Origin of the sequence: Zavarzinia aquatilis (genome assembly GCF_003173035.1) — a bacterium.
GTDB classification, from domain to species: Bacteria; Pseudomonadota; Alphaproteobacteria; order Zavarziniales; family Zavarziniaceae; genus Zavarzinia; species Zavarzinia aquatilis.
This window is the reverse complement of sequence record NZ_QGLE01000004.1, coordinates 105,556-131,282: the sequence shown is the minus strand read 5'-3', so window position 1 is coordinate 131,282 and position 25,727 is coordinate 105,556. Positions and strand designations below refer to the sequence as shown.

22 protein-coding genes are annotated in these 25,727 nt (G+C 66.1%); 5 read left to right on the top strand and 17 right to left on the bottom strand.

Features of this window, described 5'->3' with window-relative positions:
- Positions 1 to 8: 8 nt before the first annotated feature.
- Genes ccoS through ccoN form a run of 8 tightly spaced genes read right to left on the bottom strand, consistent with a single transcriptional unit; the run spans position 9 to position 7,623 of the window.
- A complete protein-coding gene (gene ccoS, locus DKG74_RS09045) occupies positions 9 to 173 on the bottom strand; it encodes a cbb3-type cytochrome oxidase assembly protein CcoS (RefSeq protein ID WP_109904902.1) in 165 nt (54 codons plus the stop codon).
- Entirely contained in the window at positions 170 to 2,377 is a 2,208-nt protein-coding gene (locus tag DKG74_RS09040; protein WP_109904900.1) for a heavy metal translocating P-type ATPase, read from the bottom strand. The genes ccoS and DKG74_RS09040 overlap by 4 nt, the downstream gene beginning before the upstream one ends.
- Positions 2,374 to 2,862: a FixH family protein gene (locus DKG74_RS09035; protein ID WP_109904898.1), complete on the bottom strand. Its 489-nt coding sequence runs from the start codon at positions 2,860 to 2,862 to the stop codon at positions 2,374 to 2,376. The genes DKG74_RS09040 and DKG74_RS09035 overlap by 4 nt, the downstream gene beginning before the upstream one ends.
- Positions 2,859 to 4,310 carry a cytochrome c oxidase accessory protein CcoG gene (gene ccoG, locus DKG74_RS09030; protein WP_109904896.1) on the bottom strand — a complete coding sequence of 484 codons (1,452 nt, stop codon included), beginning with the start codon at positions 4,308 to 4,310 and terminating at the stop codon, positions 2,859 to 2,861. The genes DKG74_RS09035 and ccoG overlap by 4 nt, the downstream gene beginning before the upstream one ends.
- Positions 4,311 to 4,325: 15 nt before the next feature.
- Complete coding sequence (ccoP, locus tag DKG74_RS09025; protein WP_109904894.1) at positions 4,326 to 5,207, bottom strand: cytochrome-c oxidase, cbb3-type subunit III; 882 nt, start codon at positions 5,205 to 5,207, stop codon at positions 4,326 to 4,328.
- A gap of 3 nt (positions 5,208 to 5,210) precedes the next feature.
- Positions 5,211 to 5,384 carry a cbb3-type cytochrome oxidase subunit 3 gene (locus DKG74_RS09020; RefSeq protein ID WP_109904892.1) on the bottom strand — a complete coding sequence of 58 codons (174 nt, stop codon included), beginning with the start codon at positions 5,382 to 5,384 and terminating at the stop codon, positions 5,211 to 5,213.
- A 17-nt stretch (positions 5,385 to 5,401) separates the two neighbouring features.
- A complete protein-coding gene (ccoO, locus tag DKG74_RS09015) occupies positions 5,402 to 6,139 on the bottom strand; it encodes a cytochrome-c oxidase, cbb3-type subunit II (RefSeq protein WP_109904890.1) in 738 nt (245 codons plus the stop codon).
- Between the two features lie 11 nt (positions 6,140 to 6,150).
- Positions 6,151 to 7,623, bottom strand: coding sequence for a cytochrome-c oxidase, cbb3-type subunit I (gene ccoN, locus DKG74_RS09010; RefSeq protein WP_243404075.1), 1,473 nt, complete (start codon positions 7,621 to 7,623; stop codon positions 6,151 to 6,153).
- 192 nt (positions 7,624 to 7,815) lie between these two features.
- Between ccoN and DKG74_RS09005 the strand changes: the two genes are divergently transcribed.
- Positions 7,816 to 8,835, top strand: coding sequence for a hypothetical protein (locus DKG74_RS09005; RefSeq protein ID WP_109904886.1), 1,020 nt, complete (start codon positions 7,816 to 7,818; stop codon positions 8,833 to 8,835).
- A gap of 89 nt (positions 8,836 to 8,924) precedes the next feature.
- On the top strand, positions 8,925 to 9,146 hold the full coding sequence (locus tag DKG74_RS09000; protein WP_133251550.1) for a hypothetical protein: 222 nt from the start codon (positions 8,925 to 8,927) through the stop codon (positions 9,144 to 9,146).
- Between the two features lie 15 nt (positions 9,147 to 9,161).
- Here DKG74_RS09000 and DKG74_RS08995 read toward each other — a convergent pair whose 3' ends face one another.
- Positions 9,162 to 9,623 carry a hypothetical protein gene (locus DKG74_RS08995; RefSeq protein WP_133251549.1) on the bottom strand — a complete coding sequence of 154 codons (462 nt, stop codon included), beginning with the start codon at positions 9,621 to 9,623 and terminating at the stop codon, positions 9,162 to 9,164.
- Positions 9,624 to 9,765: 142 nt separating this feature from the next.
- On the opposite strand from DKG74_RS08995, the gene ilvD reads away from it, so the two are divergent.
- Positions 9,766 to 11,613, top strand: a complete 1,848-nt coding sequence (gene ilvD, locus DKG74_RS08990; protein ID WP_109904880.1) for a dihydroxy-acid dehydratase — start codon at positions 9,766 to 9,768, stop codon at positions 11,611 to 11,613.
- A gap of 54 nt (positions 11,614 to 11,667) precedes the next feature.
- Complete coding sequence (locus DKG74_RS08985) at positions 11,668 to 12,189, top strand: cell wall hydrolase (RefSeq protein WP_109904878.1); 522 nt, start codon at positions 11,668 to 11,670, stop codon at positions 12,187 to 12,189.
- Between the two features lie 6 nt (positions 12,190 to 12,195).
- Here DKG74_RS08985 and DKG74_RS08980 read toward each other — a convergent pair whose 3' ends face one another.
- Entirely contained in the window at positions 12,196 to 12,732 is a 537-nt protein-coding gene (locus tag DKG74_RS08980; RefSeq protein WP_109904876.1) for an NUDIX hydrolase, read from the bottom strand.
- Positions 12,729 to 13,928, bottom strand: a complete 1,200-nt coding sequence (locus DKG74_RS08975; protein ID WP_243404074.1) for a PQQ-dependent sugar dehydrogenase — start codon at positions 13,926 to 13,928, stop codon at positions 12,729 to 12,731. The genes DKG74_RS08980 and DKG74_RS08975 overlap by 4 nt, the downstream gene beginning before the upstream one ends.
- A gap of 36 nt (positions 13,929 to 13,964) precedes the next feature.
- On the opposite strand from DKG74_RS08975, the gene DKG74_RS08970 reads away from it, so the two are divergent.
- A complete protein-coding gene (locus tag DKG74_RS08970) occupies positions 13,965 to 14,390 on the top strand; it encodes a hypothetical protein (protein ID WP_109904872.1) in 426 nt (141 codons plus the stop codon).
- A 27-nt stretch (positions 14,391 to 14,417) separates the two neighbouring features.
- On the opposite strand, the gene DKG74_RS08965 is transcribed toward DKG74_RS08970, so the two are convergent.
- From DKG74_RS08965 to DKG74_RS08940, 6 genes are all read right to left on the bottom strand, one after another.
- A complete protein-coding gene (locus tag DKG74_RS08965; protein WP_165837606.1) occupies positions 14,418 to 15,416 on the bottom strand; it encodes a WD40/YVTN/BNR-like repeat-containing protein in 999 nt (332 codons plus the stop codon).
- 125 nt (positions 15,417 to 15,541) lie between these two features.
- Positions 15,542 to 17,791, bottom strand: a complete 2,250-nt coding sequence (locus DKG74_RS08960; protein ID WP_109904868.1) for a DUF1302 domain-containing protein — start codon at positions 17,789 to 17,791, stop codon at positions 15,542 to 15,544.
- A 295-nt stretch (positions 17,792 to 18,086) separates the two neighbouring features.
- Complete coding sequence (locus DKG74_RS08955) at positions 18,087 to 19,460, bottom strand: DUF1329 domain-containing protein (protein ID WP_109904866.1); 1,374 nt, start codon at positions 19,458 to 19,460, stop codon at positions 18,087 to 18,089.
- Between the two features lie 35 nt (positions 19,461 to 19,495).
- On the bottom strand, positions 19,496 to 21,754 hold the full coding sequence (locus DKG74_RS08950) for a DUF1302 domain-containing protein (protein WP_165837605.1): 2,259 nt from the start codon (positions 21,752 to 21,754) through the stop codon (positions 19,496 to 19,498).
- A 326-nt stretch (positions 21,755 to 22,080) separates the two neighbouring features.
- Positions 22,081 to 24,054 (bottom strand): DUF1302 domain-containing protein, encoded by a 1,974-nt coding sequence (locus DKG74_RS08945; RefSeq protein WP_165837604.1) that lies wholly within the window; start codon positions 24,052 to 24,054, stop codon positions 22,081 to 22,083.
- 275 nt (positions 24,055 to 24,329) lie between these two features.
- Positions 24,330 to 25,706, bottom strand: a complete 1,377-nt coding sequence (locus DKG74_RS08940; protein WP_109904860.1) for a DUF1329 domain-containing protein — start codon at positions 25,704 to 25,706, stop codon at positions 24,330 to 24,332.
- Between the last annotated feature and the right edge of the window lie 21 nt (positions 25,707 to 25,727).

Sequence of the window (25,727 nt, the reverse complement as noted above, 5' to 3'; positions counted from 1 at the left end):
GAGCGGGATCAGCCCTGACGACCGGGAACCTGATCCTCGTCGTCGAACAGGATGCGCTGGGCATCGCCTTCGAGATCGTCGAACTGGCCCGATTTCATCGCCCAGAAGAAGGCCGCGAGACCGCCGAGACCGAGCATCAGCGCGATCGGCAGCAGATAGATCATCACGGTCATGCCGCACCTCCGCGGGTCAGATCCTCGCGCCCGGCCTTGCCGAGGCGAAGCGCATTGAGAATGACGGTCAGCGACGAGACCGACATGGCGACCGCCGCCAGCAGCGGCGTGACCACGCCAAGCACCGCGAGCGGCACCAGTGTGACATTGTAGAGCAGCGAAATCCCGAGGTTTTCGCGCACCAGCACCTGCGAGCGCCGGGCAACCGACAGGGTGGCCGGCACGGCGGCGAGCCCCGCGCCCTGGAACAGCACGTCGGCGGCGGTGCGGCTGATGTCGGCGGCCGCGCTCGGCGCCATCGAGGCATCGGCGGCGGCGAGCGACGGGGCATCGTTGATGCCGTCGCCGACCATCAGCACCTTGCCGCCCTCGGCCTTCAGGCCTTCGATCATGGCGACCTTGTCGGCCGGGCGCTGACCGGCGCGCCAATCCCTGATGCCCAGTGTCTCGGCGAGCTGCGCGACAGCGGCCGGCCGGTCGCCCGAGAGCAGGACGAGACGGTAACGCTGCGACAACTCGGCCACCACCCTGGCGGCGTCGACGCGGGGCCGGTCGCGGAAGGCGAGACGCAAGGCCGCGGGACCGAAGCCGGCAAGCCACATCTCGCCATCGCCATCGTCGTGTTCAGGCGCTTCCGGCGCGGCGAAACCACGCCGGCCAAGGCGGATGAGGCGACCGTCCACCGTCGCCTCGAGCCCGTCGCCAGGGAATTCGATCACGCCGCCTTGCGTCGGCGCATCGGGCCGGGCCCGGCGCAGCGCCTGGGCCAGCGGATGGCGCGAGGCGGCGGCGAGGCCGGAAGCGAGATCGAGCGCGGCGGCCGGCAGATCGCGGTTCTCGACCAGTTCCGGCCGGCCTTCGGTCAGCGTCCCGGTCTTGTCGAAGATGATCGTGTCGATATCGGCGAGCCGCTCCAGCGCGGTCGCGCTCTTGAGCAGGATACCCCGGCGGAACAGTCGGCCGGACGATGCGACCTGCACCGCCGGCACGGCGATGGCGAGGGCGCAGGGGCAGGTGATGATGAGGACGGCGACGGCATGGAGCAGCGCCTCGGTCCAGGGCGCGGACATCGGCCACAGCCACCAGCCGACGAAGGTGATGGCGGCGAGACTATGCACCACGGGGGCATAGAGCCGGGCCAGGCGATCGGCCAGCACGACGAAACGGGCGCGGCCCTGTTCCGCCGATTCCATGCAGCGGACGATTTCGGCCAGCACCGTATCGCCGCCGATGGCCCGGGCCTCCACGGTCAGGGCATTGCCGGTGTTGATCGTGCCGGCGAAGACCTGATCGCCGACGCCGATGGTCGCGGGCACGCTCTCGCCGGTCAGGGTGCTGGTGTCGATGGCCGAACGGCCGGCGAAAACGACGCCGTCGACCGGCAGGCGGGCACCGGCGGCGACCAGCAGATGATCGCCCGGGCGCACCCTTTCGATATCGACGAGTTCGGCCCTTCCGTCGTCGGTCAGGCGGGTGACCTCGGTCACGGTCAGCGACAGCAGATGCGCCGCCGCCTCGCGCGCCCGGCCCCGCGCCCGCTGGTCGAGGAAGCGGCCGACCAGCAGCAGGAAGACGAGGGAGATCGCGGCATCGTAATAGACGTCGTCGGCGCCGATCACGGTCTGCACGACGCTCATGCCGGCAGCGAGGATGACGCCGATCGAGATCGGCACATCCATGTTCACATGGCCGCGGCGCACGGCATTCCAGGCGGACGTGTAGAAGGTCATGCCCGAATAGGCGATGGCCGGCAGGGCGATCAGCGCCTGCAGCCATTGCAACATGCCCTTGGTGGCCGGCCCCATGTCGGCGAAGACGCCGGCCCAGACCGAAATCGCCAGCCACATCACGTTGCCGGCGGCGAAGCCCGCGACCGCCATCGCCCGCATCAGCTTGCGGTCGCTCGCGGCGTCGGCCGAATTCAGCACCCCGGTATCGAAAGGCCGGGCGGTGAAGCCCATGTCGTCCAGGCGCTCGATGTAATCGACCGCGTGCTCGGGCGCGCCCTTCCACGACAGGGCGAGGCGGCGGGTGGTGAAATTCACCCGAGCCGAAACCACGTCCGGGTCCTGCGCCAGGGTCCGCTCGATGCGCTGGACGCAGGCGGCACAATGAATGCCGTCGATCGCCAGCATGGTGCTGTTCACCCCGCCCTTGGTCTCGACCGGGGGAATGGCGCGCGGATGGTCGACGGCGATGCTCATGGGATCACCAGGGTTTCGACGCGGTCGAGACGGTCCTCGCCACGATAGACGGTGACGGCGACCTGCCACAGGCCGGGTTCGACCCCGGCGATTTCGGCCTCGAAACGCCCCTCGCCCGCCGGCACGGTTTCAAGGGTGCGATCGAGGCGCGCGTCGCTGGTCCGCAGCAGGCGAAGCGCCAGCCGGTCGGCCGCGACGGGTTGTCCCTGGCCATCGTCGATGGCGACCGACAGCCGGCCACCCTCGAGCGCGACACCCAGTTTCCAGCCCAGACGATCCTGCGCCGCCTCGCGGGCGAGGATGTCGTTGAAGGCGAGGCCGCGCTCGTAAGGATGTTCGGCGACGAGGCCGGTCTGGCTGTTGAGGGCCGAGGTGATCATGACGACGTCGACCGCCGTGATCGTCAGGAAGAACCCGGCGAGGATCAGGGCGACCTTGCCGCCGGTCAGGCCGCGTCGGGAAACGATCTCGCTGGCGATGGTCATTTCGTGGGTCCTTCGAAGCGGGTGGGCACGGAGACGCTGAGGTCCCGGGTCGGATCGGTGACCGTGAACTCGAAGTCGATCGGCTCGCCCTTCCAGTTGGCGGGCGCCAGCTTGACGAAGGCGCGGATCGCGGCGACCGCATCGGGCGCGACCTCGACCGACGGCGCCGCCTCGCCCTCATGGCCGGGGACGACGATCTCGCCGCCTTCAAGGCCGGTGAGCGACAGCGTCACCGTATGCGGGCTGGTCGACTTGTTCAGCACCTTCACGGTAAAGCCGTTGCGCAGGTCGCCGTTCGACAGCCGGACATAGAGCGGGTTGCGGTCGGCGATCACCGCGGCGTCGAGCGGCGCCCGGCTGACGAGACCATAGAGCACGCCCATGCCGGCGACCGCGAAGACGGCGAGATAGCCGACGGTGCGCAGGCGGAAGAAGTTCCACTTGCGCGGCTTGCCCGCCGCCATCAGTTCGACGTTGCGTTCGGTGTCATAGGCGATCAGGCCGTGGGGCAGGCCCACGCGGTCCATGATCGAATTGCAGGCATCGACGCAGAGACCGCAGGAGATGCAGCCCATCTGCAGGCCTTCGCGGATGTCGACCCCGGTCGGGCAGACCTCGACGCACTGGCGGCAGTCGATGCAGTGACCGCGGCCTTCCCAGCTTTCATTGGCCTTGTGCTTGCCGCGCTTCTCGCCCCGGGCCGTGTGATAGGTGACCGCCAGCGTATCCTGGTCGAACATGGCCGACTGGAAGCGGGCATAGGGGCACATGTACATGCAGACGTTTTCACGCGCGACGCCCGCCATCAGCCAGGTGGTGAAGGTCAGGAAGCCGACCGTCGCATAGACCGCGAAACCGGCCTGCCCGGTGACGAATTCGGGCACCACCGTCGGCGCGTCGTTGAAATAGAGAATCCAGGCGCCGCCGGTCATCATGCCGATGAACAGCCAGGCGGCGTGCTTGGCCAGACGCTTGCCGAGTTTGGAGACGCTCCACGGCGCCTTGTCCAGCTTGATGCGCTGGGCGCGATCGCCTTCGATCCAGCGCTCGACGGTCATGAACAGATCGGTCCAGACGGTCTGCGGACAGGTGTAACCGCACCAGACCCGGCCGAGCATGGCCGTCACGGCAAAGAGGCCGATGGCCGCCACGATCAGCAGCAGGGTGACGATATAGACTTCCTGCGGCCAGATTTCGAACCACAGGAAATAGGCCTTGCGCCCGGGCATGTCGATCAGGATCGCCTGATCGGGCGCGAAGGGGCCGCGGTCGAAGCGAAGCCACGGCACCCCCCAGTAAATGCCGAGGAGCACGGCCATGACCAGCCACTTCAGGTTCCGGATCGGGCCCTTAACCTTCTTGGGTGTCACCTTCGGGCGATGCGACCAGACCGGGATATCGGCTTCGTCGATCGTCTGAGGCATACGGGGGTTCACGGTCGTGCTCATCGTTCCTACTCTTCGTTACTCACCGCCGCCAAGGCCATGCACATAGATGACCAGCTTCTTGATCGCGAGCGGATCGAGGCGGCCGGCCCAGGCGGGCATCACGCCGTGACGCGGGTTCCAGATCTGGGCCGCGACGGCCTTGGGATCACCACTATAGAGCCAGATGCTGTCGGTCAGCTTGGGTGCGCCGAAATCGCGCAGGCCCTGACCGGCATCGCCGTGGCAGGCGACGCAGTTGTCGGCGAAGACCGCCTTGCCCTTTTCCGCCGCGGCGGCGTCGGCCGGCGCCGTGCCGGCCAGCGACAGGACATAGGCGGCGACATCGTCGACCTGCTCGCGGGTCAGGATGCCATCCTTGCCGAAGGCGGGCATCTGCGACTGGCGCGTGTCGGCGTCGACGGTCGAGCGCACGCCATGCATGATCGTGGCTTCGAGCGTGGCATAGTCGCCACCCCACAGCCAGTCGTCGTCGAGCAGGTTGGGATAGCCGACGTTACCGGCGGCACCCGAGCCGTGGCACTGCGCGCAGTTCTCGCCGAACAGGGCCTTGCCGCCGGCTGTGGCGAAGGTCATCAGCTCGGGGTCGGCCGCGATGGCGGCGTAGTCGAGCTTGGCCAGCTTGTCGTTCATCGGCGCCTGGGCCGCCTTGGCGGCCGCCAGCTGTTCCGCGACGTCGGCGCGGGTCGAGTAACCGAGCACGCCCTTGGTGTAGCCCGCGATATAGGGCCACGCCGGATAGGCCACCCACCAGGCGATGGCGAACAGGACGCAGACCGCGTAGGTCAGCACCCACCAGCGCGGCGGCGGGGTCTCGAGTTCGCCGATGCCGTCCCAGGTATAGGGATGGATCGGACTGCCCGTGACCGGGTCGACTTCGTATTTGCGATTCTCGGCCATGTTTCAGATCTCCTTCGCACCATGGGCGGGCGCGTCCTCGAAGGGAATGCGCGCCGCGGCGTCATAGATGCGCTTGCCGCCGGGCCGGTAGGACCAGAGGACGAACGTGATGAAGAGACCAAAGAAGATGAGGATGCCGATGATCCGGCTCCACACCAGAGCGTCATAGTAATTCATGACGTTTCTCCCCGGTCTTAGCGGTTGAAGTCGGCGTCAGGCACGATCTTCGGGAAATCGACCAGCGTGCCGAGCATCTGGAGATAGGCGACGAGCGCGTCCATCTCGGTCAGCTGTTCGGGGTTGCCGTCGAAGTCGCGCGAAGCGGCCTTGGGCCAGCGGGCATCGAATTCCGCCCCGGCGCCATCGACATTGCCCTGCGCCGCGAAGTCGGCCGCCGCATTGGCGATCTGATCGTCGGTATAGGGCACGCCGGTCAGGCGCAGGGTCTTCAGGTGTTCCGCGATCTCGTCGCCACTGATCGGGGTCGTCGCCAGGAAGGCATAGGACGGCATGACCGATTCAGGCACCACGCTCTGCGGGTGGATCAGGTGGCGGACCTGCCAGTCGTCGGAATATTTGTTGCCGACGCGGGCAAGGTCCGGACCCGTGCGCTTGGAGCCCCACTGGAACGGATGATCGTACATCGACTCCGCGGCGAGGCTGTAGTGGCCATAGCGGTCGACCTCGTCACGGAACGGACGGATCTGCTGGCTGTGGCACAGGTAGCAGCCCTCGCGGATGTAGATGTTGCGCCCGGCGAGTTCCAGCGGGGTGTAGGGACGCATCCCTTCCACCTTCTCGATGGTGTTCTCGATCAGGAACAGGGGGGCGATCTCGACGAGACCGCCGACCGAAACCGCCGCGACGATGCCGACCATCAGCTTGATGGAGTGCTTCTGCAGGGCGTCATGGATCGAATAGATGTTTGCCATGGTCTTGCTCCTCACTCGGCCGGCTGCAGGGCAGGCGTCGCGGGCTGGGCTTCGACAGGTTCACCCGCCGTCGCCGTCTTCCACAGGTTCCAGGCCATGATCAGCACGCCCGACAGGAAGCACAGGCCGCCGACAGTCCGGATCGCGTAGTAGGGATGCATGGCGGCGACCGTCTCGACGAAGCTGTACTGCAGGAAGCCGAGGCTGTCGTAGGCACGCCACATCAGACCCTGCATGATGCCCGACGCCCACATCGAGGTGATGTAGAGGACGATGCCGATCGTGCCGAGCCAGAAGTGCAGGCGGATCGCCGACTGGCTGTAGATCGCCTTGCGGCCCCACAGCTTGGGGAACAGGTAGTAGAGCGCGCCGAAGGAAATGAAGGCGTTCCAGCCGAGGGCGCCCGAGTGCACGTGGCCGACGGTCCAGTCGGTGTAGTGCGACAGGCCGTTCACCGCGCGGATCGACATCAGCGGGCCTTCGAAGGTCGACATGCCGTAGAAGGCGACGGCGACGATCATGAAGCGCAGGATGGGGTCGGTGCGCAGACGGTCCCAGCGACCCGAGACGGTCATGACGCCGTTCACCATCGAGGCCCAGCTCGGCATCCACAGGATGATCGAGAAGGTCATGCCCAGGGTCTGCACCCAGTCGGGCAGCGCCGTGTAGTGCAGGTGGTGCGGACCGGCCCAGATGTAGACGAAGATCAGCGACCAGAACGAGACGATCGACAGGCGATAGGACCAGATCGGCCGCTCGGCCTGCTTCGGCACGAAATAGTACATCATGCCGAGGAAGCCGGCGGTCAGGAAGAAGCCCACCGCGTTATGGCCGTACCACCACTGGGTCATCGCGTCCTGCACGCCCGAGAAGAGCGAGTAGCTCTTCGAGCCGAAGAACGAGACCGGGATCGCCAGGTTGTTCACGATGTGAAGCACGGCGATCGTGATGATGAAGGCGAGGAAGTACCAGAGCGACACATAGATGTGCGGCTCCTTGCGCTTCATGATCGTCCCGACGAAGACGACGAGATAGGTCACCCAGACGACGGCCAGCCAGATGTCGAGGTACCATTCGGGTTCGGCATATTCCTTCGACTGGGACCCGCCCAGCACATAGGACAGCGCGGCCATCACGATGAAGGCCTGGTAGCCCCAGAACACGAATTCGGGGGCGAAGCCGCCGAACAGCCGTGCCTTGCAGGTGCGCTGCACGATGTAGAAGGAGGTGCCGATCAGCATCGAGCCGCCGAAGGCGAAGATGACGCCCGAGGTGTGGACCGGCCGCAGCCGCCCGAAGCTGGTCCACGGCAGGCCGAGGTTCAGCGCGGGATAGGTGAGCTGGGCGGCGATGATGACGCCGACGAGCATCCCGACGACGGCCCAGAACACGGCCGCGATCATGAACCAGCGCACGACGTCGTCGCGGTAGGCGACGGGTGCGTCGGGCACACGGCCCGGTGACAACGCAGTTGATATGGTCATGGTCTTGCCCCTCATTGGCGACCTTGCGAACTTTGACGGAATTTGGGCATAGGCGTGATCAGCCGCCTTGATCCAGATCACGTCCGGAACGCGAGGCGCGGAGTCGGCTTGCGACAAATCGCCGTTGTGAGGCGGATCACCGCCTTTCCGGCTGCTGCGGCTAAACTGGTCGCGCCACTTCGGGGGAAATTGATGAAGGCGTTGGTTTTTCTGGCTCTGGCCCTCGCGCTGGCGGGGGGTGAAGCCGTCGCCGCCTGCCGTATCGAGTCGGCGGCCACGCCGACGCCGCCAACGGCGTCGCCTGCCTTCTGCGCGCCGAACAGCGCCGCCTGCACGAGACTCGGCGAGGCCGCCCTGTGCGGCTGCCTGAACGGCGACGGCGATGCCATCGACTACCTGCAGGCCAAGGACGGCACGGTTTCCGCCCGCCCGGCGCAGGTTTCGGGCATGTATGGCCCCGGCGACTTCCGCGCCTTCACCGGCGATGTCGACGGCGACGGCCGGGGGGACATCGTGATGGCGCGGCTGAGATCCATCTCCAACGGCCTCGGAGTCTCGGCCTGGCAGGTCACGCTCGCCGGCCCCGGCGACGCCTTCGCCCGGCCCGCGACCACCCTTGATATCGCCGAATTCGGCCCCGATATCTTCGCCCCCCGCCTTGACGGCGCGCCCGGTTGCCGGCTGCTGGCGACCCGCTGGCGCAGCGATGAGGAGGCCAACTATTTCACCGGCGTCTGGTACGACGTGACCGGCGCCGGCCTCTCCCTCGCCCCGGCTGGCGGCGGTCTGGAGCGCCGCCTGCTGAACAGTTTCGAGCGTCAGCGGCAGCAGACCGCGGCGCGGCTGGAACGGTCGGGTGGGCTGGCGGGCACGGGCGAGCCCCTGGCCTGGCTGACCGCGCCCAAGGCCCGGCCGTTCGATCCCCGCCTGCCCGCGCCCGCCGACGGCGCCGCCGGCCTGACCGTGGCCGGGATCGAAGCGCGGGCGACCGCGGAAGGAGGGCCGGCAGGGGCCGTGCTGGTGCTGCGCGACGCCGCCGGGGTCGAAACCGCGCTGCCGCTGATCGACATCCTGGTCGGCGAGATCGCGGCGCGGCGCCTGTGGCCGGCCGGCTATCGCCCCGGCGACGACGGCGCCTGGACCGGCCGCGCGGCCCTGATCGAGGCGGAAAGCCCGGCCAACGACGGTGGGCCGGTGGTCTGGCTGCGCTGATGGACGCGCCGTGAACTGGACTTGATCCAGATCACGGCATGGCGCGCGCCGCCCGCTATCATCCGGCCATCATTTTCCGGAGTTCCAGCATGAGCCTCTCCCATGTCACCCTCCCCAGCGACCTCGACGCCGTCGAGGGCCGGGGCGGCCTGATCGCCCCGGTGCTGATGGGTCTCGCCTTCCTGCTGATCGCCCTGTTCGGCGTGTTTCTGGCCGCCAAGTCGACCGATCAGCTCGCCTATGTCGAAGGTTTCCTGTTCCTCGCCTTCGCCTTCCTCATGAGCATGAGGTACTTCGGCAAGAAGATCTGACACGCGCGGCGGGGATCAAACCCGCCGCAGCAGTCTCCAGCCGGCGATCCAGCCGGCGCCGACCAGCAGCAGCAGATAGGGGCTGACGCCCCCCGCGAGCCCGAGGCCCGCGATCGCCCCCGGAATGAGGATCAGCGCCAGCGCCAGCCGGTTGGCCGGGCGTTCGTAGCCGCTGCGCCCGTTGCGCACGGACGACAGGATGGCCAGCGCGATCCCCTCGGGATCGGGGCAGGCCTCGCCGTCGAGGCTGACGCCGCGCAGGATATTGGCCAGCTCCGCCGTGCCGCCGTCGGTACGCAGGATGCGCCTGCAGATGGCGCCGACCTCGTCGCCGCGCGCGGCGACGGCATCGCCCAGCGTGACCGTGCGCCCATCCTCGCTGCCCAGCGGCCACAGGGCGAGGCGCCCGATCCTCGCCTCGAGGTCGAGGTCGCGCGGGTCCGGGGGGACTTCATGTTCCACCGCAATCTCCCTCATGCGCATCACCCCCTCATGACAGGGCAGCTTTGACCGTCTGTCGAGACCCGACACGGGCAGAAGGCGGGAATTCGGTGATCGCGCTTGCGCGAGGCGCCCAAGTGTTGCATTCCGACCGACAGAAATACGCCAGGGGATCACCATGCCCGCCTATCGCTCCCAGACTTCGACCCACGGCCGCAACATGGCCGGCGCCCGCGCCCTGTGGCGGGCCACCGGCGTGAAGGAAAAGGACTTCGGCAAGCCGATCATCGCCATCGCCAATTCCTTCACCCAGTTCGTGCCGGGCCATGTCCATCTGCAGGACCTCGGCCAGCTGGTCGCCCGGGAAGTCGAGAAGGCCGGCGGCATCGCCAAGGAATTCAACACGATCGCGGTCGACGACGGCATCGCCATGGGCCACGACGGTATGCTCTACAGCCTGCCGTCGCGCGACATCATCGCGGATTCGGTCGAATACATGGTCAACGCCCATTGCGCCGACGCCCTCGTCTGCATCTCCAACTGCGACAAGATCACGCCGGGCATGTTGATGGCCGCCATGCGCCTGAACATCCCGACCATCTTCGTCTCGGGCGGGCCGATGGAGGCCGGCAAGGTGAAGTGGAAGGGCAAGGAGCTGGCGGTCGACCTGATCGACGCCATGATCGCCGGTGCCGACCCCACCGTGTCCGACGCCGAGTCCCTCGAGATGGAACGTTCGGCCTGCCCGACCTGCGGCTCCTGCTCGGGCATGTTCACCGCCAATTCGATGAACTGCCTGACCGAGGCGCTCGGCCTGTCGCTGCCCGGCAACGGCACCATCGTCGCCACCCACGCCGACCGGCGCGAGCTGTTCCTCTGGGCCGGCCGGCTGGTGGTCGATCTCGCCCGCTCCTATTACGAGGGCGAGGACGAGCGTGTGCTGCCACGCTCCATCGCGACCTTCAAGGCGTTCGAGAACGCCATGACCCTCGACATCGCCATGGGCGGCTCGACCAATACCGTGCTGCATCTCCTCGCCGCGGCGCAGGAAGCCGAGGTCGATTTCACCATGCTCGACATCGACCGCCTGTCGCGCAAGGTGCCCAACATCTGCAAGGTCGCCCCGGCCAAGCAGGACGTCCATATCGAGGACGTGCACCGCGCCGGCGGCATCATGGGCATCCTGGGCGAACTCGATCGCGGCGGCCTCATCCACCGCGACGTCGGCACCGTCCATGCCTCCAGCCTCGGCAAGGCGCTCGACAAATGGGACGTGAAGCGCCAGCCGTCCGAAGACGTGCTCACCCTGTTCAGCGCGGCGCCCGGCGGCGTGCCGACCCAGGTCGCCTTCAGCCAGGACAAACGCTTCCCCGACCTCGATCTCGACCGCGAGGCGGGTGTCATCCGCGACGTCGGCCATGCCTTCTCCAAGGACGGCGGCCTTGCCGTGCTCTATGGCAACATCGCGCTCGACGGCTGCATCGTGAAGACGGCGGGCGTCGATGCCTCGATCCTGACCTTCTCCGGCCCGGCCCGCATCTTCGAGAGCCAGGACGCGGCGGTCGAAGGCATTCTCGGCGACAGGGTGAAGGCGGGCGATGTCGTCATCGTGCGCTATGAAGGCCCGCGCGGTGGCCCGGGGATGCAGGAAATGCTCTACCCGACCACCTTCCTGAAGTCGAAGGGCCTCGGCAAGGCCTGCGCCCTGCTGACCGACGGCCGCTTCTCGGGCGGGACCTCGGGCCTGTCCATCGGCCACGCCAGCCCGGAAGCGGCGGAAGGCGGCGCCATCGGCCTGATCGAGGAAGACGACACCATCGTCATCGACATTCCGAACCGGATCATCCGGGTCGACGTGTCGGACGAGGTGATGGCCGCCCGCCGCGCCGCCATGGACGCGAAGGGCACGGCCGCCTGGAAGCCGGCCGCCCCCCGCGCCCGCAAGGTCACGCCCGCGCTGAAGGCCTATGCCGCCATGGTGACCAGCGCCGCCCGGGGCGCCGTCCGCGACGTCTCCAAGCTTTGAGCAGTTGACGTCCCTCCCCCCTCCCTGTCAGTAAAGCCGACAGGGAGGGCCGGAATGCGCCATATCGTCATCATCGCCGCCGCCATGGCGGTCGCCGGCTGCGTCGCCGCGCCTGACGCCGCCCATGTGCCGCCCGTCGCCGTGGTGGCCGAAGTCCCGCCCCCGCCAACGCTTGCCCCCGCCGTCGCCTCCGACGACCGCGCCTGCCTGATCGCCGCCATGTTCTATGAGGCGGGCGGTGAAGGCGCCGAGGGCCTGGCCGCTGTCGGCCATGTCGTCCTGAACCGGCTGGACGACCGGCCGCCGGGCACCACCATCTGCGACGTCGTCTATGAGAAGAGCCAGTTCGGCTGGACCCGCAAGGTCGCCCGCAAGGATGTCGCGACCGTGATCGGCACCACCCAGCGCTGGCAGAACGCCGCCATCATGGCCGAAGCGGTCCTGACCGACACGGTGAAGGACCCGACCGGCGGCGCCCATTCCTTCTACTCCGTTCTCCAGTACCGCAAGAAACCGCGCTGGGCGAAGAACCTCGACAAGACGGTACGGATCGGCAATCACGTCTTCATGAAGTGACGGGTCTCAGAACCCGGCCAGCCACAGGCCGGCGGCCATCAGGATGTTGGCGATGGGCAGGCGCCCGGCCTGGATCGCCGCCCGGACGTCCCCCCGCGACAGGGTGAGGAGTTCCGCTTCCTCGAGATCGCCGGAATCGGGCGCCGTCACCGGCACGGCGTTGGCGGCGTGGAACAGATGGGCGGTGCAGCCGCCCATGTTGGCCATGGCGACATAGGTCTGCACCAGGCGGAAGTGCTCGGCGCGGTAGCCGGTTTCTTCCAGCAGCTCGCGGCGGGCGGCGACCTCCGGCTCCTCGCCCGGGTCGATCATGCCGCCGGGCAGCGACAGGCACAGGCCGCCGACGCCATGGCGATATTGCTCCATCATCACGAGTTCGCCCGCCGGGGTCTCGGCGAGGACGATCACATAGGGCGCGACCTCGACCTGGTGGAATTCCTCGACGATGCGGCCGCCGGGCAATTCCAGCCGGTCGACATGGACCGCGAGCCAGGGCCGGCGCTCGTAGACCGTGCGCCGGGCAAGGCGCTTCCACGGCGTCATGGCTTGCCCTCGTAAGCGATGCGCCAGATGACGTTGGCGACGTCGTCGGCGACCAGAAGGGCGCCGTCGGCGGCGACGGCGAGTCCCGCCGGCCGGCCCCAGACTTCCGCCCGCTTGCCCTCGCCCGTATCGCCGCGGAAACCGTCGACGAAGACCTGATATTCATTGGCGACCGGCACGCCCTTGTCGAAATCGACCCGCGCCACCTGGTAGCCGCGTGGGCTGCCCGCGTTCCAGCTGCCGTGCAGGGCAATAAAGGCATCGCCCCGATATTCGGGCGGAAAGGCCGTGCCGGTGTAGAAGACGAGGCCGAGGGGCGCCGAATGGCTGCGGAACAGGACTTCGGGCAGCCGGCTGGCGGCGACAAGATCGGGCCTCCGGTCGCCAAAACGGGGATCGGGAATGCCGACATAGGCATAGGGCCAGCCGTAGAAGCCGCCCTCGACCACCGAGGCGAGATAGTCGGGCGCCAGTTCGTCGCCCAGGCCATCGCGCTCGTTCACCACGGTCCACAGGACGCCGGTCACCGGATTGACCGCGAGACCGACCGGATTGCGCAGGCCCGTGGCGAAGGTCGTGCCGGCGCCGCCCCGCGCGGCGAAACGCTGGATGGTGGCGCGGGGCGGCGCTTCTTCGGCGATATTGCTCTCGCTGCCGATGGCGACGAAGAGATCGGCGCCATCGGCCGAAAAGGCGATGTTGCGGGTCCAGTGGCCACCGGTCTCGCCGAAGGCGCCCTCCGCCGTGATGCGCCGCGGCTTGCCTCCGGCCCCGCCGGCATAATCGAGCTGCCAGACGCCATAGGCATCGCCCACGAAGAGCTGGTCGCCCTGGAAAGCAAGGCCATGAGGCAGGTCGAGGCCGGTGACGATATCGCCCCGTGCCTCGGCTCGGCCATCCTTGTCGCCATCGACGAGGCGGGTGACGACACCGGGCCGCGACTGGGCCAGCAGCACGGCACCATCCGGCGCGACGACGAGCGCGCGTGCATGGTCGAAGCCATCCGCGAAGACCGAGACGACAAAACCGGGCGGCACCTGCGGCAAGGCCCCCGCCGGCAAATCCACCTCGCGCGGGGCGTTATAGGCACTGGGCGTCGCATAGGGCAGCGGCAGGCGGGCCGGATCGACGGACAGGGTCGCCCCGACCTCGCTGGCGGCGGCACCGGACAGCGGCAGAAACGCCGCGACACACAAGGAAGCCGTTAACCTTCGCCCGCCATACTGGCCGCCATGTCCTGCCCCCTTCATCGCCGCCACGTCCTTTCCCTTGCCCTCGGTGCCGCCTTCGCCGTCATCGCACGTGGCCATGCGCGGGCCGAAGCGGCGCGTGACGGCGTCGATGTCATCGGCAACGTCGTGATCTTGGCGCCATTCAATCTCAGCGTCGTGCGCCGTGGCAAGGTCCGGGCGATCATGACCGTGGTCGCCAATCTCGATGTCGGCGATGCGATGCTGCGCGAACGGATCGCGCGGGAAATTCCCCTGGTCCGGGATTCCTACCTGCGCTGCCTCGACCCCTATGTCGATCAGCTGGACATGAAGTCATCGCTGGACGTGCCACGCCTGACCCGTCTGCTGCAGAAGGCGACCGACAAGCTCTATGGCGAGGGCGGGGCGTCAGTGCTGATCACCCACGCCACCATGCGGCGGGTCTAGCGGCCGGGCGCGAACCCGGCCGGCCGATCAGTTGGTCAGGGCTTCGAGCGACAGGCTGCCGTCGGCGCCGCTTTCACCGAACAGCAGGACATTGCCGTCGGCCAGCTGCAGGGCGGCGGTCAGGGCCGTGCGCTCGCCGCGCTTCAGCGGCTTGAAGCTGGCCCCCTTGTCGGCGGAGACGAGGACCGTGCCCTCGAGGCCGACGAGGACCACGCGCCCGTCCTTCAGTTCGATGCCCGACTGGATCGAGGCGATGGTATCGACCGCGGCCTGAGTCCAGGTCGCGCCCTGATCGGTGGTGCGCCAGATGTTGCCGCGCAGCCCCATGGCGATGACCGAGCCGTCGGACAGCGGCAGCACGTTCCAGAACGAACCCGAATAGGGGGTCTCGATATCCTGAATCTGGCTCAGCGCCGCGTCGGTGACGAAGACATGGCCGGCCTCGCCCGAAATCCAGAGCTTGCCGTCCTTGGCCGCGGCGATGGCGTTCAGATGGAAATCGAGATCGCCGAGCGGCTTCTTCACCCAGGTCTTGCCACCATCGCTGGTGGTCATCATCAGGGCATAGGCGCCGACGGCGAAGCCGTTCTGCGCGTCGGTCATGTGAATGTCGAACAGGGGCGTTTCCGCCGCCGGATCATATTGCACGATGGCCCAGGTCTTGCCGCCGTCTTCCGTGCGCAGGATGACCGCGTCATGACCCGTCGCGAAACCGAGCTTGTCATCGACGAAACGCACCGACGTCAGGGTGACGTTGACCGGGGTCTGCATCTGGACCCAGGTCTTGCCCTGGTCTTCCGAGATCAGCACATGGCCCCAGGCGCCGACCGCGACCAGTTTGCCGCCGACCGGGGTCACGGCATTGATCAGCGTGTCCGCGGCCATCGGCTCCATCTTCGCCGGGAAAGGCGCGAGATTGTCCCCACCGGCCGCGCTGTCCTGCGCGAAGGCCGGCGCGCCCGTGAGCGACGCCAACAGGAAAGCCGGCGCGACCAGACGGCGCAACAGGACGCGAGAATCGGACATCAGGCTCTCCCCAGACTTGATCTTTTCTTTTGGTCTCTGGCTTCTAGCGCGAACTGACAGATAATTCAACGAAACACCGCCGCGCGAAAAGGCCGGCCGCCATGAAACCGCGGCCGGCCCCGCCATCAGAAGATGTAGGAAACGCTGAAACCGACGAAGTCGCGGTCGATATAGGCGTTGCGGGCGCCGCCCGGGCCGCCGCCGCCGCCCCAGCTCTTGAAGTAATTCACGTTGAGCGCCCAGCTGTTCAGATAATCGAACTTCAGGCCGAAGTTCATCGAGGTCACCGACTTGGTGAAGCCCGGATTGGGCGCCGGGGTGGTGCCGAACAGACCGTGCGAGAAGCCGATCGACGGCGTCATGGTCACGCCGCTCATGATGTCGGGATAGTCCCAGAAGAACAGGCCCTGCACGCCGCCGGACCAGCGCGTCGGGCCCTTGCCGGTTTCCGGGAACATGGGCCCGAGGGAGGTGGCGTCGATCGGGTCGATGACCGAGGCCGGACCGAGCGACAGCGAGCGGGTGCGGAAGCCCGAGAAGCCGTTCTGGCCATAGGACGCATATTGCGTGCCCTTGTTCAGGTCGATGTAGAGCGCGCCGAATTCGACGAGAGCGAAGAGCTGGTTGGCACCGAGCAGGCTGGTGATGAAATCCGTGCCGCCGCGGATCTGGGTGAAGCGGATCGCCGCCTGCCAGACGTCGTGACGCTCGTCGAGGTTCAGGGTGCGTCCCGAGCGGAAATCATTGTCGAACTGCTGGAAATCGGTGTCGAGCAGCGGCGCGATGCCCGGATTGCGGATGCCGAGCGGGGTCGGCGCCTTGGTCGCCTGGTCGATCGGCACGCCGCCCGCGCCGTCGTAAACCCCGGCGAGGAAGGCCGGTTCCGAAATCCACACCGGCGCGTCGTGCTTGTAGCTGACTTCCGCATTGATCGCGACGGCGAGCGGGTCATAGGTCGTGTTGAACGCGAAGCCCACCATGTCGATGTCTTCGGGATAATACATGTAGAGATTGCCGCGCTCGAGATTCTCGAGGACGACGGAACGCGGCGCGGTGCCATAGGGCGGGTCGACCAGCTGCGACGTGATCGGTCCCGTCAGCGCCCCGCCGAGATCGGTGATCGGCCCGCCGAGCAGCGCCGAAATCGCCGAGCTGAGGGCGTCCAGCTGGCCCTGCGCCACCTTGTCGAGCAGGTCGTCGACCAGGGGGGCGGGCAGCGCCGCCAGATTGAGCTGGCCGGTGCCGTCGGCATATTGCTGCGGCGCCTCGGCCCTCAGCGAGGGCAGGCGCGAGGTGTAGTTGACGTAATAGAGCTGGAATTCCGTATTGTTCAGCTCGGGCGAGAAGTAGCGAAGGGCAAGGCCCCAGTCGTTCACATCCGGATCGTCGAGCACCTGGATCGGGCCGTTCGCGGCCAGCATCACGCTGTTGGGATCGTCGTAATCCCGCGGGTTCATGCCCGTGCCCGAGGTATAGGAACGGCTGTCCTGCGGGTCGGTGAAGCTCGAGGAATATTTCACCCCGTCGCAGAAATTGTCGGTGAAGGAAAAGAAGCTGCCGCAGGCGTCGAGCCGATAGGGCTCGAAGTCGAGCTGGTAGAAGCCTTCGAGCGAGAGGCCGCTGGCCAGTTCGTAACTGGCCGAGATCATCGGCACCGGGATCAGCGCGTCCTTCAGCTCGGCGCCGGGGGTGCGGATCTTGCTGGCGTCGATCGGATTGATGACCGAGATGCCGTTGATGGTGAACAGCGCCTCGCCCCAGTTCAGGATCTGGCTGCCGACCTTCACCGACAGATTGCGGTCGAAGACATCGAAATTGCCGCCGATGTAATAGTCGAGGATCTTGGCGTCCCAATCCGCCTTGTTGTCGGCGCCGTCGGGATAACGGCCCGAGGTATAGCGCCGCTGCTCGGGCATCCAGTCGGCGAGATCGTTGTTGGCGGCGATCGAATCGTAGAAGGCGACGCCGCGGGTGAAGAGGAAGAAATTCTTCCACTTCAGGCTCAGCTCGGCGGAGGCCTGGCTGATCTGGCTGATCACGTCGTATTTGTCGAAGTTCAGGTTGCCGTCGTCATTGCCGGCGGAAATCAGGCCGCCGGTCGTGCCCTGATCGGCTTCGGGACGGTTGTAATAGCCGTAATTCCGGGGATCGCGATCCGCCATGCGAATCTGCGCCCCGGTCGACAGCGAGACGATGATGGAGCCGCTGATCTCGTCCGTGACGTCGAAATCATAGGCATAGGCCGTGGCGCCGATCCCGGTGACGAGAGCCGCGACCGCGGAAGCGGTACCGAGACGCAGAGCGAATTGACCGAAGACCGTGCGAGACGCGGGCGCGCAGGCACGAACCGTTGCGCGTCGTGGCGCAATGCTCATTTTTATTCCCCCCTTTGGCGTGATCCCGGCCGTTCCCAGACCGACATCCGCTTCCTCCGTTCCCTCGTGCCACCTTGGTGCCTTGTGCTGGCATTTCGTTTTGCCGGCATTTCGCGATGGTCACGGCCGTCGTTCCCTTGGCCGATCTTGTGTCGGCTCTCGACGGACTGTTTGTCACTTGATTGAAGCGCCGGCCCGCCGGGATAGAAAGGGGCCGTTTTCCCCAATTCGGGACCGATCAACGAAAAAGGGCGCAGCCTAGGCTGCGCCCTCCCCCAAAAGTGGTGTCAATCGTTCAGCGCGTGCCGAGGCGACGGATGGCGTCCGGCGTGAACTGGGCCGGATCGACGTCCTGGGCGTTCAGGTTGAACTGCTTTTCCTCGTTCTTCAGGGCGAAGACGATATAGCGGCCGGACTGCAGGTCGTAGGTCACTTCGACCGCCGACGTGCACAGCGGCAGCTCATACGCGTTGGAGATCGGGCCTTCCTGGAAGCGCCACAGCTGCTGGCGGGTATCGTAGAGGTCGACCTGGGCGATGTTCCAGCTGTCCTCGTCGAGATAGAAGGTGCGGCGACCGAAGACGTGGCGGGTGCCTTCCTTCAGCTTGGCATCGACGACCCAGACGCGGTGCAGTTCATAGCGGCCGTAATCGGGGTTCAACGTGTTCGGGGTCAGCAGGTCCTTGTAGGGCACATTGACCGCGTAATTGTTGTAGCCGATGTACAGCTCCTTCTTCGGCAGAAGCTCGAAGTTGTAGCGGTCGGTCGCGCCGTTATACATGTCGAACTGGTCGGTCGTGGCCAGGCCGTCGGTGTTGTACAGCGGGTTGTCGTAGGCCAGTTCCGGGGCGCGCAGCACGCGGCGGGTGCCGGGGTTATAGACCCAGGCCTGACGCGGCATGTCCTTGGCGTTGATCGTGTCATGCACGAGGACGACGCTGCCGGCAAGGCGGGCGGGCGAGGTCGTGATGTTGATGTAGGAAATGCCGATGTTGTTCAGCTGCTTGATGTCGCTGACATCGCCGACCGTGGCGAGGCCCGGGCCGTTGTAGTGCAGGATGCCGAAGTCTTCGTTCTTGAAGATCGTGTAGGAACCATCACGGTTCACCGCGGCCGAGGCGAAATAGCGGCGGAACTTGAAGCCGCGATAGCGCAGGCGGTGATTCCAGATCGCCTCGACACCATTGGTCGGGATCGGGAACGGGTTGCCCAGCAGCGCGTCGTTGAGGCCGTTCTGGTCTTCGGTCAGGGTCGCGGTGGCGGCGTTGCGCTTGTTCGCCTCGTAGACACGTTCCGGCAGCGAGCAGGTGCGGCGAGTCTCGAAGACCTTCAGCTTCGCGGTCGGATAGAGCTTCAGCATGGCGACGGCGCCGACCGCCAGCTTGTCCTTGTACTGATCGACATTCTTGCCGTCGATCACGAACTTCACTTGGTCGTTCGGGAACGGATCGACATATTTGCCGCCGGGCTTGTAGCCGGCGGGCGGGGTGGTGATGCCGCCGGCCCACGCGGGGATCGAGCCATCGGCGTTACCCGCCTTGACCGCGCCCAGCGGGGTCAGATCCTTGCCGAGGCGATCGACCTCGGACTGCGGCACCTTGGCAAAAGCCGACGAGGCGGCGATACCCGCCAGCATCAGACCGGCAAGGGCGGCCGTTGCGCGTTTCATTCTTGTCTCCTCCTGGGCAGCGTGAGGCGCTTTTCTTAGAATTGGTAGTTGAAGGTCAGGCCGACGAAATCGCGGTCGATATACGGGTTACGCGACCCTGCCGCACCGCCGCCACCGCCCCAACTCTTGTAGTAGTTGAGGATGACCGAGGTGTTGCTCAGATACTCCGCCTTGAGCTGCAGGTTTACCGAGTTGACGCCCTTGGTGAACCCCGGGTGCGGCGAGGGCGTGATGCCGAACAGGCCGGACGAGAAACCAATGGCGGGCGTAAGCGTGACACCCGTCAAAATGTCCGGGTAATCCCAGAAGATCAAGCCCTGGACACCACCGGACCAGCGCGTCGGCGCCTTGCCGGTCTCGGGGAAGTAGAATCCGTAGTCGCCATAGGGCGGCAGATCGGTCGCCATCAGCGTCGGCACAACGGTCAGGCCGCCGACATTGAGCGGCGACGTGCCGAAGCCCGAATAGCCGAACTGGCCGTAGGATGCGTATTTCACATCCTTCTGCAGGTCGAAATAGAGCGCGCCGAATTCGACCAGCGCCGTGACCGAGGACGCGCCGAGCAGGCTGGTCAGCGTGTCGGTCGAGGCGAAGAGCTTGGTGAAGCGCATCGACGCCAGCCACATGTCCTGGCGCTTGTCGAGATAGATCGTGTTGGGGCCGCTGGTCGTCAGGTCCGGCGTCTGGCTGCCCGGCACATTCACGATGGGCGCGATGCCGGGGTTTTCCGCCGGCAGGCCGAGAGCGGTGATCGGCGCATTGGTCACCGGGTCGATCGGCACGCCGCCCGCCGCGTTATAGGTCGTGACGACGAAATTGGTTTCCGAGGTGAAGACCGGCACATTGTGCTTGTAGGACAGCTCGAAATTGATCGCGACGCCGGTCCATTCCTCGAGCGTGTTGAAGGCGAAGCCGACCATGTCGATCCCGCCCGGATAATATTTGTGCAGGACCGTGTTGTTCAGGTTCTCGAGCACGGCCGAGCGCGGATAGGTGCCATAGACCCCGCCCGAGCCATTGTCGATCAGGGCATCGACCAGCGGCTGGGCCAGCGGATCGGCCAGCGCGGCGACGAGGTCCGCGACGGACGAGCCGACCGGCGAATTCAGCAGGCTGTTCAGCGTGGTGACGAGACCGTCGAGCTGATCGACGCCGAGGCCGTTCAGCACGCCGCCAAGCAGGGCGGGGGCATTGGTCACCAGTTCCGTGCCGCTGACATGGCCGGTGCCCGGCGCATCATGCGGCACCACGGCCCGCAGCGAGGGCAGGCGGCTGGTATAGCGCATGTAATAGAGCTGGAATTCGGTGTTGTTCAGCTCGGGCACCAGGGCGCGCAGGGCGACGCCCCAGTCGTTCACCGAATCCGGCTGGTCGTCCTGCAGCCGCATGTTGACGGAATAGAGGTCGGGGCCGCCCACCGAGGCGGGCACGTCGAACGAGGCCGTCGACTGGCCGGTGCCGGCGTTGTACGAGCGGGCATCGCCGTAATCGGTCAGCACCGAAATGCCTTCGGCGCCGTCGCACAGCGCGTCGGTGAAGGAGAAGTAGCTGCCGCAGGCCTCGAGCTTGAAGGGCTCGAAACCCCATTGGTAGAAGGCCTCGAGCGAGACGCCCTGGAACAGGTCGATCGAGTTCGAGATCATCGGCACGGGGATCAGCGCGTCGCGCAGTTCGGCGCCGGGCACGCGGATCTTCGAGACATTGATCGGATTGATGACCGAAATGCCGCCGATGGTGAACAGGGCTTCGCCCCAGTTCAGCACCTGGTTGCCGATCTTCACGACGCCGTAGCGGTCGCCGAGCTGGTAATTGTAGCCGACGAGGTAGTCCAGCATCTCGGCGTCGTAACGCGCGTTTTCCTGGGCCTTCGGATTATACTGGCCGCGATAGGGCCGCTCTTCCGGGCCGTTCTCCGACAGATTGTTCATGTCGGCGATGGAATCGTAGAACGCCGTGCCGCGGGCATAGAGGAAGAAATCCCGCCACTTCAGGCTGACTTCCGACGAGATCGTCGAGATCTGCGAGAAGACGTCGTATTTGTCGAAATTCAGGTTGCCGTCGTCGGTGCTCGCCGAATGGCTGAGGCCACCGTTGTAGAGACCATAGTTGCGCCGGTCGCGGTCGGCGACGCGCATCTGCAGGCCGGTCGACAGCGAGGTGATGATCGAGCCGGAAATTTCGTCGGTCAGGTCGAATTCGACGGCGAAGGCCGGCACCGCGAGCGACAGGACGACAAGGGCCGTCATCGTCGCGGGGGTGACCCGACGACGCTTGGATTCAGTGTGTGGCGTCATTTTTTTCGATGCACACGAGGGCGCATTCTGCCCCCCGGCTGCACCGCGAATGGCGGTACCCATGACCTCGGCTCCCCTCCTGCACGCAACTGACCGGTTCATCCGATATGCCTGAATGAACGCGGCGCCCGCTTCGTCTCGTCGGGCCTTTCCGTTTACGCATAGCGAGGGCGCCTTGTCGCGTCAAAATAAATCCGTGAGCCGGAATAATGCCCCCGTTCCGGAGATACCGTCAGATTTGTCAGCTATGGAGGGGCCGGATCGTAATCGGCGTCATTTTTTAACCCGGCCTTTACCCTGCCCTGGAGAGCCGCCCGGCCCCGGCGTCAGAAGACGCAGGACAGGGTCATGCCGACGAAGTCGCGGTCGATATAGGGGTTGCGCGAACCACCCCCGCCGCCGCCCGCGCCCCAGCTCTTGAAATAGGCGACCTGCAGGGAATAGATGCCGAGGTAATCCGCCTTGAAGCCGAGGTAGAGCGAATTCAGGCTCTTGGTGAAGCCGGGATTGGGCGCCGGCGTCGTCCCGAACAGGCCGGTGGAAAAGGCGAGGAAAGGCGTGATATTGACCCCGCTGCCGAAGGCGTCCGGATAGTCGGCGAAGATCAGGCCCTGGACGCCGCCCGACCATTGGGTTGGCGGCTTCCAGGTCGCGGGAATACGGGGGTCGCCCTGTTCGGGCAGGCTGACCGACGGCTGCGCCACCACCCCCGGCGCGGCGGCGAGCGGCCTTGTGTGGAAGCCGGTAAAGCCGTTCTGGCCGTAGGCGGCATAGTCGTAAGGGCCGTCCGGGTCGATATCGACATAGATCGCCGCCGCCTCGATCAGGATGGTCGCCGCATTGGCGCCGAGGAGGGAGACCAGCGCGTTGGTCGTGGGCAGGATGCGGGTCACCCGCAGATTGGCGTTCCACATGTCGTGGCGCTCGTCGAGGGTCAGACGCACCGGGCCTTGCGGATCCTCGTCGAAGGGATAGCCGGTCTCGACATAGGGCGCGAAGCCCAGCGCCTCGCCCGCGAGCAGGGGATTGCCGCCGGCATAATTGTAGACCGTGAAGGTCAGCACCGGCTCGGATATCCACACCGGCACATCGTGCTTCCACGAGACCTCGCCGTTGAGGGCGACGCCGAGACTGTCGATCGTCGTGTTGAACGAAAGGCCGAGCAGCTGGACGTCGTCCGGATAATAAAGCGTCAGGCTGCCGTGATCGAGATTGTCGAGCACGGTCGAGCGGGGCCGCGTGCCGAAGGGCTCGGCCAGATAGGGCAGGCCGTTCAGCGTGCCGGTCTGCGGATTGCGATAGTCGGAATAGACCCGGATCGAGGGCAGCCGGCTCTGATAATTGATGAAATAGAGGCCGAATTCCGTGTTGTTCAGTTCGGGCGAATAGTAACGCAGGGCGATACCCCAGTCGGTCCCCGCGGCCTCGTCGTCGGTCGGCAAGTCGGCGGAGATGCCGTCGTATTCGGCGCCATTGTCCTGGGGATCGTCGCGCCCCTTGTAATAGGAACGGGCATCCTGGAAATCGGTGCCGACACCGACGCCCTGCGTGCCATTGCAGAATGTGTCGGTCGCGGAAAAGAAGCTGCCGCAGGCCTCCAGCCGGTAGGGCTCGAAATCGAAGGCGACGAAGCCTTCCATCGACAGGCCGCCACCGAATTCATAGGCGGCGGAGATCATGGGGATGGGAATGAGCGCGTCACGCAACTCCGCCCCGGGGACGCGGATGCGGGCGACGTCGATCGGATTGATCACCGAGATCGCGTTGATGGTGAACAGGGCCTCGCCCCAGTTCAGCACCTGACTGCCGAGGCGGACCGACAGGTCATGGCCCAGCACATCGAAATGGCCCGAGACGTAGTAGTCGAGCATCCGGGCGGCGTAACGGGCCTTCTCCTGCCCATTCATCGAATATTCGCCGCGCCACCGTCTCGTGTCCGGCCCGTTGTCGGCCAGATCGTTGTTGTCGGCGATATAGTCGTAAAAGGCGGTGCCCCGGACATAGAGGCCGTAGTCGCGCCAGCGCAGGCTGACTTCGCTCGTCGCCGTGCCGATCAGCGTCAGCAGATCGTATTGATCGAAGTTCAGATTGCCGTCGTCATTGCCGGCGGTCGGACTGCGGCCGCCGTTGGCGTAGCCGATATTGCGCGGATCGCGGTCGGCGAGGCGCATCTGCGTGCCCACGGAGAGGGACGTGATGATGCTGCCCGAGACCTCCCCCCACTCGAGGTCGATCGCGCCTGCCAGTCCCGCGGACAGCAAGGCACCGCCGACCCCGGCCCCCGATACCGACCGCAACAACCCGCGCCCCCCGCGCCGGGCTTTCGTCCGCACCGTCATCGCGCCCCCCCAGGTTGCGGTGCCGGCTTATCTGTCGGACGGAACTCTTTACGTCCGCCTGCCGTGCCCGCCGCGAGTTTTCTCGCTTCTGGTGCGAATTCTTTCACGACTTGCGTCAGATTGTCGCGCCCTGATGGCGCCGTTTTCCCGGCAACAGCGACCAATGCGGAGGGATCTGCGGGCAAAGAAAAGGGCGGCCCCGAAGGGCCGCCCCATGACACGCGATGGCGCTGCGATCAGCGGGTCGACAGACGCCGGATGGCATCCGGGGTGTAGCGCTCGGGCTGCAGCTCGGTCGCGTTGGTGTCGATCGGCGTCTCTTCCATGTTCATGGTCTGGGCGAGATAACGGCCCGACTGCAGGTCGTAGTCGATCTCGAAGGCCTGATTGCAGGACTGCGCGTCGTAATAGTTGATGATCGGCGCGTCCTGGACCCGCCACAGCTGGCCGCGGCTGTCGTAGAGCGAGACGTTGGCGAAGGTCCAGCTGTCCTCGTCCTGGAAGAAGACGCGCTTGGCATAGACGTGGCGGGCGCCTTCGCGCAGGTTCGCCTCGACCTCGTGCACCCGGTGCAGTTCGTAACGCATCACGTCCTGATTGGGATGCTGCGCGGTGAGGAAGTCGGCGTATTTCGTCGCGTTGGCCTTATAGGCGTTATAGCCGATATAGGCTTCCTTCACGCCGTTGTTCTTCCAGGTGTAACGCTCGGGGGAGCCGTTCATCACGTCGAACTGGTCGATCGTGGTCAGGCCGTCGGCGTTGGTGCCCGGATTGTCGAAGGCGAGGTCGGGGGCGCGCAGCACGCGGCGGGTGCCGGGATTGTACTGCCAGGCCTGACGGGGGCCATCGGCGTCGTTGATGTTGTCGAGCACGAGGATGATCGAGCCGGCGATGCGGGCGGGCGCCGTGGTCATCGACAGATAGGTGATCCAGACGTTGTTCAGCTGCTTCAGGCTGGTGGCATCGCCCTCGGTGCGCAGGCCCGGGCCCATGTAGTGCAGGATGCCTTCGTCCTGGCTCTTGACCAGCGTGTAGTCGCCGTTGCGATTGACCGCCGCGAGGGCGAAGGCGCGCTTGAACTTGAAGCCGAGATGCGGGCGGAAGCGATGGTTCCAGAAGAACTCGATGCCTTCCGTGGCCAGCGGGAAGGGCACGCCGACGAGGCCTTCCTCGAGGCCGTTGCCGTCGGCCGAGAGCTTGGCGAAGGTCGCGTTCTTCTTGGTCGCGTCATAGACCTTCTGCGAATACGAGCAGCTGCGCCGCGTCTCGTAGACATTCATCTTGTAGGTGGAATAGGTCTTCAGGAGGGCGATCTGGCCGGGCGAGAGCTTGGCGGCATATTGATCGACATTCTGCCCGGTGATGGTGAATTTCACCTTGTCGCCCGGAAAGGGATCGACCAGCCGCTGACCGGGGGCATAGCCCGCCGGCGGCGCCTTCAGGCCGCCATCCCAGGCCGGGATCGTGCCGTCGGCATTGCCCGCCTTGACAGCGCCCATCGGGGTGAGATCGACGCCGATGCGGGCAACCTGATCGGCGCCGCCGGCGGCATGGGCCGCGGCGCCGAAGGCGACGAGACCGAGGGTGAGCCCAAGATACGCGATACGTTTCATGCGATGTCTCCCGCTTGGGCC

What these genes read in the sequence shown, in the direction of transcription:
- DKG74_RS09040 (WP_109904900.1), bottom strand. Translation starts at nt 2,377, where the DNA reads ATGAGCATCGCCGTCGACCATCCGCGCGCCATTCCCCCGGTCGAGACC.
- DKG74_RS09020 (WP_109904892.1), bottom strand. Translation starts at nt 5,384, where the DNA reads ATGAATTACTATGACGCTCTGGTGTGGAGCCGGATCATCGGCATCCTC.
- DKG74_RS08985 (WP_109904878.1), top strand. Translation starts at nt 11,668, where the DNA reads ATGCGCCATATCGTCATCATCGCCGCCGCCATGGCGGTCGCCGGCTGC.
- ccoN (WP_243404075.1), bottom strand. Translation starts at nt 7,623, where the DNA reads ATGACCATATCAACTGCGTTGTCACCGGGCCGTGTGCCCGACGCACCC.
- DKG74_RS08960 (WP_109904868.1), bottom strand. Translation starts at nt 17,791, where the DNA reads ATGAGCATTGCGCCACGACGCGCAACGGTTCGTGCCTGCGCGCCCGCG.
- DKG74_RS09000 (WP_133251550.1), top strand. Translation starts at nt 8,925, where the DNA reads ATGAGCCTCTCCCATGTCACCCTCCCCAGCGACCTCGACGCCGTCGAG.
- DKG74_RS08955 (WP_109904866.1), bottom strand. Translation starts at nt 19,460, where the DNA reads ATGAAACGCGCAACGGCCGCCCTTGCCGGTCTGATGCTGGCGGGTATC.
- DKG74_RS08965 (WP_165837606.1), bottom strand. Translation starts at nt 15,416, where the DNA reads ATGTCCGATTCTCGCGTCCTGTTGCGCCGTCTGGTCGCGCCGGCTTTC.
- DKG74_RS09005 (WP_109904886.1), top strand. Translation starts at nt 7,816, where the DNA reads ATGAAGGCGTTGGTTTTTCTGGCTCTGGCCCTCGCGCTGGCGGGGGGT.
- DKG74_RS08995 (WP_133251549.1), bottom strand. Translation starts at nt 9,623, where the DNA reads ATGAGGGAGATTGCGGTGGAACATGAAGTCCCCCCGGACCCGCGCGAC.
- DKG74_RS08940 (WP_109904860.1), bottom strand. Translation starts at nt 25,706, where the DNA reads ATGAAACGTATCGCGTATCTTGGGCTCACCCTCGGTCTCGTCGCCTTC.
- DKG74_RS09035 (WP_109904898.1), bottom strand. Translation starts at nt 2,862, where the DNA reads ATGACCATCGCCAGCGAGATCGTTTCCCGACGCGGCCTGACCGGCGGC.
- ccoG (WP_109904896.1), bottom strand. Translation starts at nt 4,310, where the DNA reads ATGAGCACGACCGTGAACCCCCGTATGCCTCAGACGATCGACGAAGCC.
- ilvD (WP_109904880.1), top strand. Translation starts at nt 9,766, where the DNA reads ATGCCCGCCTATCGCTCCCAGACTTCGACCCACGGCCGCAACATGGCC.
- ccoS (WP_109904902.1), bottom strand. Translation starts at nt 173, where the DNA reads ATGACCGTGATGATCTATCTGCTGCCGATCGCGCTGATGCTCGGTCTC.
- ccoP (WP_109904894.1), bottom strand. Translation starts at nt 5,207, where the DNA reads ATGGCCGAGAATCGCAAATACGAAGTCGACCCGGTCACGGGCAGTCCG.
- DKG74_RS08970 (WP_109904872.1), top strand. Translation starts at nt 13,965, where the DNA reads ATGTCCTGCCCCCTTCATCGCCGCCACGTCCTTTCCCTTGCCCTCGGT.
- DKG74_RS08980 (WP_109904876.1), bottom strand. Translation starts at nt 12,732, where the DNA reads ATGACGCCGTGGAAGCGCCTTGCCCGGCGCACGGTCTACGAGCGCCGG.
- ccoO (WP_109904890.1), bottom strand. Translation starts at nt 6,139, where the DNA reads ATGGCAAACATCTATTCGATCCATGACGCCCTGCAGAAGCACTCCATC.
- DKG74_RS08950 (WP_165837605.1), bottom strand. Translation starts at nt 21,754, where the DNA reads ATGACGCCACACACTGAATCCAAGCGTCGTCGGGTCACCCCCGCGACG.